The 12,213-nt window shown below is 37.8% G+C and carries 7 protein-coding genes; 1 reads left to right on the top strand and 6 read right to left on the bottom strand.

All coding sequences use genetic code 11. The annotated features are described in order from the left end of the window. Positions 1–220: 220 nt before the first annotated feature. The 3 genes from HLX49_RS07970 to HLX49_RS07960 form a co-directional block, all read right to left on the bottom strand. Complete coding sequence (locus HLX49_RS07970; protein ID WP_162985956.1) at positions 221–358, bottom strand: hypothetical protein; 138 nt, start codon at positions 356–358, stop codon at positions 221–223. A gap of 329 nt (positions 359–687) precedes the next feature. Further along, positions 688–987: a phasin family protein gene (locus HLX49_RS07965; protein WP_077706488.1), complete on the bottom strand. Its 300-nt coding sequence runs from the start codon at positions 985–987 to the stop codon at positions 688–690. Between the two features lie 14 nt (positions 988–1,001). Then, the gene (locus tag HLX49_RS07960; RefSeq protein ID WP_296361142.1) at positions 1,002–2,648 is read right to left on the bottom strand and encodes an ABC1 kinase family protein; all 1,647 of its coding nucleotides are present in this window, start codon (positions 2,646–2,648) and stop codon (positions 1,002–1,004) included. Between the two features lie 266 nt (positions 2,649–2,914). On the opposite strand from HLX49_RS07960, the gene HLX49_RS07955 reads away from it, so the two are divergent. Further along, positions 2,915–4,264 (top strand): YjiH family protein, encoded by a 1,350-nt coding sequence (locus HLX49_RS07955; protein WP_296361141.1) that lies wholly within the window; start codon positions 2,915–2,917, stop codon positions 4,262–4,264. Between the two features lie 505 nt (positions 4,265–4,769). On the opposite strand, the gene HLX49_RS07950 is transcribed toward HLX49_RS07955, so the two are convergent. From HLX49_RS07950 to bglX, 3 genes are all read right to left on the bottom strand, one after another. Then, positions 4,770–5,771, bottom strand: coding sequence for an acyltransferase family protein (locus tag HLX49_RS07950; RefSeq protein ID WP_077706491.1), 1,002 nt, complete (start codon positions 5,769–5,771; stop codon positions 4,770–4,772). A 704-nt stretch (positions 5,772–6,475) separates the two neighbouring features. Continuing rightward, positions 6,476–9,811, bottom strand: a complete 3,336-nt coding sequence (locus tag HLX49_RS07945; protein ID WP_483372448.1) for a GH36-type glycosyl hydrolase domain-containing protein — start codon at positions 9,809–9,811, stop codon at positions 6,476–6,478. Between the two features lie 3 nt (positions 9,812–9,814). Next, a complete protein-coding gene (bglX, locus tag HLX49_RS07940) occupies positions 9,815–11,995 on the bottom strand; it encodes a beta-glucosidase BglX (protein WP_296361140.1) in 2,181 nt (726 codons plus the stop codon). Between the last annotated feature and the right edge of the window lie 218 nt (positions 11,996–12,213).

Here is a 12,213-nt window from a genome sequence, read left to right as displayed (position 1 = left end):
GGACTACCATTCCCTTATTATAAGGTTTTTTTATGCGTTTTTGTATTGATAATTCCTATTATTCTTAGTATTGACACAAGTTGTTTTTTCTTGACTACTTTATAAAAAGTTTATGCAACGCTAGTGAGACAAATAAAAAGTCCTGATCATGGCAGGACCTCGCTTCTTTTTCTAATCTATTTTTACCCTATCAACTCGGAAATCTCTACACCTTCTATCATCATGCATTTAACGTTTTTTTTGGCTTTTCCTCCAAATAACGATTATACATCCACTGCAAAAACAATAATTCATTTTCAAGCAGTCTCCTGCCTAATCTGCTCTCCGTAGTTTTACACAATTGCAAAAAGGTTTCCATGCGTATCGAGAATCCTCCTATCGAGTTGATATTTCTTCCATTGTAACGTGCTTTTCATAGAAGCGCAATAACTTTTTAGTTAATAGGCAGAATTTACAGATAAATACCCAATTTGACAAATTAGATTCTCGTTTTACCGACACGATTCTTATAAGATATACGCCAAGTAGACAAGAAGTATGATAAACACCCATATACCGTCTACAAAATGTATAATGAAACTTCCATTCATAAGGGCCGTAGTTAACCCCAAAAAAATTTTATTTTCCAATAGTGTAAAATAAAAATAGAAAAGGAAGCAAACCACAATTAGTCTACTCCCTCTTGGATTATTGATTTTCTATTTTGTTTTCAAGCTCTGCTACACGATTACGAAGTTCTTCTACTTCTTCTTTTGTCGCTATTCCAATGTCATTCGCAAGCTTTTGTGTTTGCTCATTTTGCCGTGCTTGCCATTCACCTTTTTTAGCTTCTCCTTTATCCACAAACTGCTGTAACAAAGTTTTTGCTTGTTCCTGTGTAAGTTCATTTTTTTCTACTAATTGTTTCATTTTCGATTCAAATTTTTCCTTACTAGTCACTGCTGCACCTAACCCAAGTAAAAACCCTTTTTTTAATAAGTCATTCATGAAGTCCACCTCCTTTAATTTGACGATTGAATCATTTTATAATGCTTCCTTAATATGATTAGCAATAAAATAGTTAAAACAGCTGTACTGCATAGTGTGATGATTGCAGTGAGCTGATATTGGAAATAAAAAGCTCCTACCGAACCGCCCAAACTAAGCAGCAAAAACATAACAATTAATACTTCTATCCAAATAAAGTACTGATGCTTTAAGCGACGCTGATGTTTTTGTTTATCCCACTGTCTATTCTTCGTTCCGCTTTCCAACCATTCCAAAACGGCTTGCGGATAAGAAAGAATTGGTTTGATCGTGTCTTTCGCATATTGCTTATATAATGTTTCGGCAACTTTTTTGCCATCAAGCCATTCTTTCACTGCTGGCTCTGCCCATTTCTGAAAGTTAATTTCCGGGTAGATGGCTATTAAAATTCCAATAATAATGGAGATAGCTCTACCTAAGTAGGCATATTCTGCAGATAACTGGATAGGTTGATCGTGAATAACCAAACGAATATCTTCTTTAATTTGCTCCATAATATGAGCATCTTGTATATCTATTGTACCACTTTGATACATTTCTATCGTCTCTTGAATTGCTCGTTTTAATTTATTGTGATCAGCATTTGGTAAAATAAAGCCCATTTCATCTAGCGTTTCAATAACGCGATCGTAATTATCCATTACAATGCTTTGGATAAGTTGTTTAAAATGTTGACTGTCCTGTTGTCTTACTTCCCCTACCATACCAAAATCAATAATGACAATCCTTCCGTCTGGCTGCACTAATATGTTTCCTGCGTGCGGATCGGCATGGAATTTACCTGTCGTCAAAAATTGTTCCAAATAAAAATTGAATAGAACTCTTGCTACATGTTTTGTATCAATTTGGTGGCGCTGCATATAATTAATATCTGTAACTTTCGCGCCTTCTACCCATTCCATAACGAGGACTCGTTTGGTACATAATTCATCTACATAAAATGGAATATGTAACGAAGTGTTTTCCTCAAACCCTTCTTTAAAATAGTTCGCATTTGCTAATTCAAGGTCAAAATGCAGTTCTCGATTCATAACGGTTACAAGCTCTCGGTATAACGATGGCAAGTCTGTTTTTTTTCCAAAAGAGGTTAGTGTAGATATGAGCCAAAATACGATTCGCAGTGCTTTAAAATCCTTATGAAATACCTCTTTAATCCGATAGCGCTGCACTTTAATGGCAACCTCTGTATCACTACCTTTTAACTTAGCTCGATATACTTCTCCAATGGATGCTGACGCAATAGATGGTGTTTGAATCTCTTCTATGTGCGTTTCAATTGCTACTCCCCATTCTTCTTCCATAATCTCTCTAGCATAAGAGTATGGCATCGCAGGTACTCGATCGACAAGTCCACTAAGCTCCTTAATAAAAGCATCAGGCATAAAATCCGTTCTTGTACTTAGAAACTGCCCGACTTTAATTAATACACCACCGAGCAAGATCGCCTTCTCCCGGTATTCTTGCGCCAATTTTGTAATTAGAAGATTCCACTTAGCAAACGTTTCGTCATCCCATATGCGGTGTTTAAAATGAAACATATAAATTTTTGCAATAAATTTTAACGTCATCAACACCATTACTGTGGAACGATATCCCAAATTATACTTTAACCGTTTATGCATTTAAACACCTCATTAATATGTACCCTTTTTCATCCTTTGAAAAACGTGGCTTCTTGCTTTTTTCCATACGTAAGTAACACTTAAAATCACATTTTTTCCTATAATATAAATAAAAACGATACGTACATGTTTCATTATATCTAACTGATAATAAAACGTACATTTTTGCAAATAAAACATAAATATTCATTTCTTTTGTAGTTTATCATTGGATAATCATACATTTTATCTTATAATAATAAGAAACAAGAATCGTGGAGGAATTTATGAAAAACAATAGCTATTCTATATTTGATCATATTAAATTTATTATACCATCTCTTATTGGTGTTTTTTTATTTATGTCACCAATAAAAACAGAAGATGGATTAACTATTCCAATCGCTATCCTTGCTGGGAAAGTTCAATCCTTATTAGCCGATCAGTTATCTGGCATTATGATGGCTATTATCGTGCTCACAGCAATTATAACTATCATCGTTCGCCTGTTAGGCAAAGAAAAGCTTGATAGAACGCCATTTTTTCAGCAGCTCTTTTACGTAAATATGTTCTGGACGATTACAAGGGTAGTAGCTGCTATTTTTGCTGTTATGGTATTTTTCCAATTAGGACCTGAATTTATCCATAGTGCCAATACAGGGCAAATGTTATTAGGTGATTTATTACATGTATTATTTGCTGTCTTTTTATTCGCCGGCTTGTTTTTACCGTTACTTATGAATTTTGGTTTGCTTGAATTGTTTGGAACACTTATGACAAAGATCATGCGCCCGTTATTCCGACTACCTGGTCGTGCGTCCATCGATTCCCTCGCTTCTTGGGTAGGCGATGGTACAATCGGTGTATTAATCACAAGTAAACAGTATGAAAACGGCTATTACACCAAAAGAGAGGCCGCTGTTATCGGAACAACATTTTCCGTTGTCTCGATTACTTTTTCTTTAGTTATTATTGCTGAGGTAGGGCTTAAGCATATGTTTCTACCGTTTTACGGTACAGTTTTAGCTGCAGGAGTTTTTGCTGCATTAATTATGCCACGAATTCCTCCGCTTTCTAGAAAACCAGATACGTATATAAATAAAGATGCAGAAGGTATCTCTGAACAAATTCCAGCAGGTGAACATATTTTATCTTTTAGCTATAAAAAGGCGTTAGACCGCGCCAAACAGGAAAAAAGTGTGTTTAAAGTCTTTAAAGAAGGCGGACAAAATATTTTAGACATGTGGATGGGAGTCGCCCCAGTTGTGATGGCATTTGGATTAATTGCCCTCATTATCGCGGAAACAACACCTATTTTTCAATGGCTAGGTATGCCATTTGTACCTTTCATGGAACTGTTACAAATTCCGTATGCCAAAGAAGCGTCAGAAACAATCTTAATTGGCTTTGCAGATATGTTTTTACCATCCATTTTAGCTTCTACTATCGAGGCAGAGATCACCCGGTTCATCATTGCCGCCCTTTCTGTCACCCAGTTAATTTATATGTCAGAGGTAGGCGGATTATTAATTGGATCTAAAGTACCCGTATCCTTTAAAGATTTAGTCATTATCTTTTTACTGCGTACAATCATTACCTTGCCTGTCATCACTATCATAGCTCATCTTATATTTTAAAAACCTTTCATAGAGTGAACAAAGGCGCAATCGCCCGGTTAGCAACGTAGTGACTGAAACGAATCAACGAAAGTTTTAGGAATCATGCTCCTGCAACAGGAGTATGCCGGCGCCCTCCGGCAAGCCCGTCTTTAGTCGGCCTTCCTATTTAGAACGAACTGATGATGACTTATCGTAAGGCGATTCGTGAAGTCGCCTAGTTGCTGGGCGCTGGAGCCGGACGTGGCTAAATAACTTAGTAAGTTTATCCACAGCTGCAAAATTTTATAACTTCCTAGACAAGAACAAAACAGCCAAGCTACCGGATAGCTTGGCTGTTTCTTATTACTATAAACTTTTAAACGCTTATACTTTCCTAATAGTATAAGAAAAAATTTACTGCTTTGACTTTTCGTAGCAAACCCTGTTCTTACAGTAGCTTATATAAATAACACTTCCGAGTTAAACTCGCTTTCCATCTACTCGCTTAAGGAATGGACTTTGACGTTCAGCAAAATTGGCTACTTTATTTCTCTTGTACCGTTTTATGATACATTTTTTTCATTATCGAAGCCTTCCCTTCAACAAGCGGTTGCCATATTCCAAGTATTGGTCGGCTAGATAATACGAGTACAAGCAGCATAGATAAAGCAGCAAGTCCTAGAAAATCAAATACTCCATCTACCTTAAACAACTCCGCCTGACGAAAGTACTGGATGAAAAAGCCGTGTAGTAAATATACATAAAGTGTGCGTGTTCCTAGAATGGTCCATGTAAAATGCTGGACTGGTACCCATGATAGCACGCTTATAACCATGAAAGCTGCAGATACATAAACTAAGAGTCTTGCCAGCCCACCGTATTCTACAAGCCCCAAATCACCATACGATTTAGAAGCAAGCAACCAACCAGAATTAAAGTCTGGTAAGTAATAGATAGCTACCGCAATGCAAACCATGACCACAAGCGAAACAGCTTGCACCGCTTTTTGCTTAACGAGCATCACTTGCTTTTCCGTTAATAAATAGCCAACTAAGAAAAACGGAAAGAAAACAAAAGTTCGAGATAGACTAAACATATGGCCAATTTCACTAAAATACCCGACGACTAGGCCGAGAAAGATCGCAATCGAAACACTTAAAAATGGCGGTAACTTTTTAAACCAATATAATAACATATGCCAGCAAAATAGGCTGAATAAAAACCACAATGCCCAATGCGGACTAAATAAGTCCGTTTGCCAGCCTGATTTATCAATGACATAATAGTAGCCCGTATATAGTAGTTGAAAAATGAGATATGGCAATAATAATTTTTTCATCAATTGCACGATATAACTGAATGATCCTGAACCTTTTGCAAAATAGCCTGCCAATAATATAAATGCAGGCATGTGAAATGTATAGATCCACATATAAAGTGTATGAATGTATGGAGAATCACCTGTAAAAGGTTGTATCATATGTCCAAAAACAACTAAAAAGATCAAAATGACTTTTGCATTATCAAAAAAAGCGTTTCTTTCCATTGATCTCCATCCTTTTCGATAAATTTATTTTATATTTCGTAAGTAGAAAATTTAAGGCGACAATAGCTTTCATATATATCCATACTTTAAAATGTCGCTATTTTATTTCCTAACTCTTTACATCCTATTTAGACCCTGCTTGTATATGATGCACTATTTACTTTACCCGTTTTGAACGCCATTTTCATATAAAAACGCTTGATTTCATACACTTGTTAGCCTTTTGTAAACGGTTTGAAAAATATTCATTTAAATGTAATAGAAACGTTAAAAGAAGTAACCCTATAGATTTCTTCTTTCTACTATTTTTATGTATGACTTCCTATTAAGTAGCTGACTTCACTAACTACGAGCGAAGGCGGTTTCTTATATTTTCCAAATTACTTATACTATAAAACTAAAATTCTATTGTGGAACAAAGAGCCCAAGCGACCGTTTTGCAACGTAGTGACTGGACGAATCAACGAAAGATTTAGGACTCATGCCACTAAAGCAGGGGTATGCCGACGCACGAAGACATACCCGTTTTTAGTCGGTCTTCCTCTTAGGACACGAACAAATGATGACTTAGCGTAGGGCGATCTCGTAAAGTCGCCTCGTTGCTGGGCGCGGAATGTAGCTTATTCGGTTATGTTGTTATACATAAGCCACTACATTTATACTTTCTTATCTTGCAAAAAAAAGACAAGGCATGCGCCTCGTCTTTACAAATAAACTTCAATATTATTTTCTCCAGCTTGTAAATGTTTTTCCAACTCTGCAGTTTTTATCACCATACCGCCTTCGCGATAAGGATTATCTGTTAATTGCGTAAAATGAACGTTTTTACCATTTACAACGACCTGCTTTTTACCTTCTTTAAGATGATAATGATATGTTATTGGCTTGCTATCATATTGAAATGCGAATTCCAATTGATCCAACTCATCCGGTATCACCGGATCAATCACAAGATCTCCTTGCTGATAGCGGATGCCTAGGGCATTAGAAATTAATTGATTGATATATATTCCTGGTCCGCTCGAATAGATGCGCCATCCCGCTTTCACTGGAACATTGCCAGTACGTAGCTGATCAAAGTTCTCCTGCGCTTCATAGCGTGTAGCAAATTTGCCATCCGAGCTGCTAAAATACGCATTACTCTGGCGTATCTCTGCATGAGGGACTTCGTTTTGAATTAAAATTGGATTAATGACAGACAAGCCTTTCCACACTTCATTTTCATAACCAAGCTTAGCCATTGCTTCGACAAACCGAATATGCGCATGCACATAATGTAAGCCTATTTCTCGACCAAAATTTGCTGCTTGCTCAGCTCGTTTGAAATGTGTACTAACGCCACCTTTATAGTTAGCAGGGCGATTCATTAACCGAACGCCGTCTGGGAAATATAACTTGTCTTTTATTAACCGATAATGCTTTTCCGCCTGCTCTTTGGTAAACAGCTCGCTAATAATACTGCGCTGCATTGGTAATAACCGATACTGAATACCAGTTTTTTCATCAGATGGGTGAAGCATATATTCTATCTGATCCGGATTCTCCATATACACAAATCCTGGAACAACACTTGCTGATAAAATATATTGATTAAAATCAGCTTTCACCCCCGCAGCAAGCTCTTGCATCTGTAATGCTTCCTGTTCATCATAGCTAACTAACACTTGAGCCAACTTCTGTAACACCTGATACGTTAATGCAACGGTCCAGCTGGAAGACATATATTTCTTCAAATTCTCATTCGCAGGTTGCAACGTATCATCCCAGTCTCCATCATCATATAGAGATAAATACGTATCTTGAGCAAAATGATTTTTCATATAATTAATTTCTTTTTGTACATGTTCCATAATCGTAGCTTTCCTTGCTGTCAACTTGAAAGTAGTACGATCTGTATAAGGAACAACTTCCTCTAGGATGCCATAATCCCCTGTAGCCTCCAAATAATCGGCAACTACTTTTAACGGCCAAACAATAATATCACCATGGCTGTCTTCCTGCTGAATATGTTGATACTTATCAAACATAAACCATTGTGGCCAGTTGCCTTGATCTTCGTACTGATGAGAGAAAACGATTTTAATGATGTCACGTACCACTTGATAATTTTGCGTTGCCATAAAATATTCCGTTGGTCCTTGACACACATCACGAGTACCCCAAGCAGCTCCGCCAAATTGTTCCAAACCATGCGGCGATGAAAAATGTACGAGCATGTTGTGCGTATACCACCAAGCCAACGCATTTATTTTCTCCAAATCCCTCGTAGATGAACCGGAAGATGTAAGTTTAAATCCTTTGTTCACATGCCGGTAATACGCACGATAACGCTCGATTTCTCCTGGAATATCTAACAACTGAACAAGCTGTTCTTGCTTGTATAACGAACCTTTTACGTTTAATTTCCATTCTGCTGTAGGACTCATAGACAAGACTAAAAGTGATGCAGATAGTGGGGAAATATTTGTTGCTAGCTGTCGCTCATCCCCCACCGTCAACTCTGTACCTGTAACGTGCATAAAATAATTTAAATCAGGATAAACAGTCGCGCTATCCGATTTAGAATCAGCCGTACAAACAACGGTATTTCCATAATGTTTGATATGAAAAGGAACTTCATATTCATTATTATTCATAGTTAATTGATTCGTAACTATAAATCTATACGCTTTCCCGTTTTCTGACCTTACATGTAGCTGAAGCACTGCATCATCTACCTTAATAAGATTGGTAATGACAATTACATCATCCAAAAATTTATAATACCATCTAGCATAGTTAAAACCGATTTCAAATAGAGAAGGCATGGTTAATAAATGATACGTTTCATCAATTTGAATATAAATTCTCTGCCCTGAAGTTTTCATAATATTTAACGGGTTTCGTGCATTTGTCAGCATTTTGTTCATAGATGAATTACCAATAACAAGCTGCGAATTAAAAATGCCATACATATACGACGTCGTTGCCATCGTATCGTCTCTCACCCGGTCATTATGTCCACTCATAATAATATGTCCATGTGGTCGTTCGATCAGCTCTTCCTTTTGCTTGAGAACTACATGCTCATACGTATCCGTAAAAAAGGAAAGCAATGTCGATTCATTATATTCCTCCAACTGCCGATTTGGAAAATAAGTGTTTAATTCTGCTATTGTCATTTCCAACGCGGTAAGTGGCGCACCTATACTCGGCATTAAACGTACCCTCTCTACGGGGGCATGATCCCTTTTACTTCTGCTTAATTCTTTCCACGCTTTTTGAATCTCTTCCTTAAATTCCAACTCCCGAACAGCAGTGGAATGATTTTCTTTAAACAAACCGTAAAATACGAACCGCTGCTTTCCATTTAAAGCAAGCTTCTCTGATTGTAATGCAGTATAGGCGAATTCATATTGATAGTTTTCATTTGCCAAACTAGGTTTCGTTAAAACCTCAGCTTGATTTGTCGTTTTATACGATAAACCAAAAAATTGAAAGCCATCTGTAGAGTAGCCAATAATTTTACCTAAAGCACCCTGTTGCATATATGGGAATCCGCTTGCTTGCGGTTGATTTTGTCTAGAGCAAACGACATACCCCTGTTCGTTATCTTGGAAAATAGCATGATCCATATATTGCGACATATAAGCTTCATTTGAGCGCACCGCTCCTTTATCAGCCAAACCTAAGTCTTGCCCATAAATAAGATCGACCTCGACATCTTTCCCATCTAACAAAACATCCCAAAACCAAACACCTGCACCTGTTAAATAGAAAGTAACTTCATAGTTTACTTCTTCAAAGCTACCTTGCCACTTCACGTGATCCTCTGCAACGAAAATCTCGCTGTTCGATTGAACACCCAATAACGGTGCGGTTACTATTCTCCCTTGACGATAAATGCGTAAATAAATATTATTTAACGCTCCATCGATCGGGTTCGACAACAGCTGATTGATCATTGTATTCTTATGAGCAATTTCGTAAATGTCGCCGCTTTGGAGAAATGTAAACGTAATATCTTGCGCTTTTATCTGAAATTTGTCTCCTGTTGTCAAAGCTTATTCTCCTTTCGTCTTGTGTAAATTGAACGATAGTGCCATGACATCTTGGCTATTTGCTCCAACACACAAATCAAATCTTCCTTCATCACTATGATAGGAAAGATCGGCATGGTGATAACGAAGCTGTTCTTCTGGCAACGTAAACATAACGACTCTTTCTTCACCCGGCTGTAAAGAGATCTTTTGAAATCCTTTTAATTCTTTAAGCGGACGCACCACTTCGCCGACTAAATCACGAATATAGAGTTGGATCACTTCTTCACCAGCAACATCGCCTGCATTTGTTACCTTGACCTTAACCGTTATTGGTTTATCTGGTGTCATCAAATCGGAAGAAAGCTCTAGATCACTATATTTAAAGTGGGTATAGCTTAACCCGTAGCCAAATGGAAACAAAGCCTCATTCGGACAGTCCAAATATTGTGATACATATCGTTCTTGAGCATTGATAGTACCTTGAGGGCGCCCTGTATTATAGCTGTTATAGTATACAGGAATTTGTCCTACATTATACGGGAACGACATCGTAAGCTTTCCAGACGGATTGACATTGCCAAAGAGAATGTCTGCAATCGCTGTACCACCCTCTGTTCCTGGATACCATGCTTCAAGCACTGCGTCCACTTGATCAACTACCCCATGTAAATCGAGCGGTCTGCCATTAAATAACACAGCAACAGTTGGTTTACCCAACTTAGCTACCGCTGCTACTAAATGTAGTTGCGCTTGTGGCAATTGTATATTTGTTCTTGAACCGGCCTCACCGCTCATTTCAGAGCTTTCTCCTAAAGCTAGAACAACAACATCCGATTGCTTAGCAAGTTCTATTGCTTTAGAAAGATCCTGTTCACAATGATTATTCACTCCACAACCGTTCGCTACATATAACTGAGAAGCAGGTAGCTGATTTCGCATCCCTACATCTAATGTTATTGCTTCATTCCTATCTCCCAACCATGACCAAGGGCCAAGAATATCGTTGCTATTAGCAAACGGACCAATAAGTGCCATTTTTTGCGTAGTAGCAAGTGGCAACACATCTTGCTCATTTTTCAACAGCACACAAGATTTAGCGGCAATGTCACGAGCTGCCTTTCGATGCGCAGAGCACATAACAACTTCTGCTTCTCTTTTTTCATCTGCACCTCGATATGGATCATCGAACAATCCTAATTCGTCTTTTAACTCTAAAATTCGTATCACCGCTTCATTTAGAAGTTCCACATCCATTTCATTTGTTTCTATGAGCTGTTGCAGGTGATTTGCATAACATCCAGTCATCATCTCTATATCTACACCTGCTGTAATGGCCTTCATAGCTGCTTCTTTTTCATCTGCTGCCACACCATGCGGAATTAATTCTTTCACAGCGCCCCAATCAGAGATAACGACACCGTCAAAATTCCATTCCTCACGTAAAAGGTCACGCATTAATGATTTGTTTGCACTTGCCGGAATTCCATCAACCGTATTAAAGGCTGTCATCACTAATTTGCTACCTGCCTCAAGGGCTGCTTTAAAAGCTGGGAGATACGATTCGCGTAATTCTCTTTCTGACATGTTTACCGTATTATAATCCCTGCCTCCTTCAGCTGCACCATAACCAGCAAAATGCTTCACACAGGAAGCAACGCTTTCGTGGTCATGTTTTAAATCAGAACCTTGAAACCCACGAACTTGCGCTTTAGCAAACGCACTATTTAAATAGGAATCTTCACCTGTAGACTCCATCACTCTTCCCCAGCGTGGGTCACGGACTAAATCAACCATTGGTGCAAAGGTTACATGCACACCGCTAACAGCAGCTTCTTTAGCAGCAATTGTTGCACTTTTTTCAGCAAGTTCTAAATCCCAAGAAGAACCGATGGCTAATGGAACTGGAAAAATGGTCTTATAACCATGAATAATATCGGACATAATAAGCAAGGGAATGCGTAATCTGCTATCCTGTAAATATCGCTCTTGGATCGACCTCGTTTCCTTGGCACCCGATGCACCTAAAACGGACCCTATATGTTGCAGCATGTTATCAGGTATATGCATTTCTTTCATCGGTCCAGTTATTTGCCCCTCATCAGAAGCCCCTTTAAAAAACGGGGTGGCTAATTGGATAACTTGTCCGATTTTTTCATCTAAAGTCATTTTGCTGACTAAATCTTTTATTTGATTTACTTTCATTGTTACCCCTCCTCATTAGAAAAACTTGGCTTTTCGCCAAGTCTTATGGCGAATGGCATAGTTTTTCTTATACTATAAACCTTTAAACTTTATACTTTCCTATAGTATAAACAAAAAACCGCTTTAATCGAAACGTTTCAATGATGTTTATATTTTGGATTATAAGTGTTTTATTACCTATAGTCAAACAACATCAAGATAAAATCAAGAACAAACCA

The organism is Virgibacillus sp. (genome assembly GCF_013393565.1).
In the GTDB taxonomy this organism is placed as follows: domain Bacteria; phylum Bacillota; class Bacilli; order Bacillales; family Amphibacillaceae; genus Virgibacillus; species Virgibacillus dokdonensis.
The sequence above is the reverse complement of the archived record's forward strand: the minus strand, read 5'-3'. Positions and strand labels throughout refer to the sequence as shown.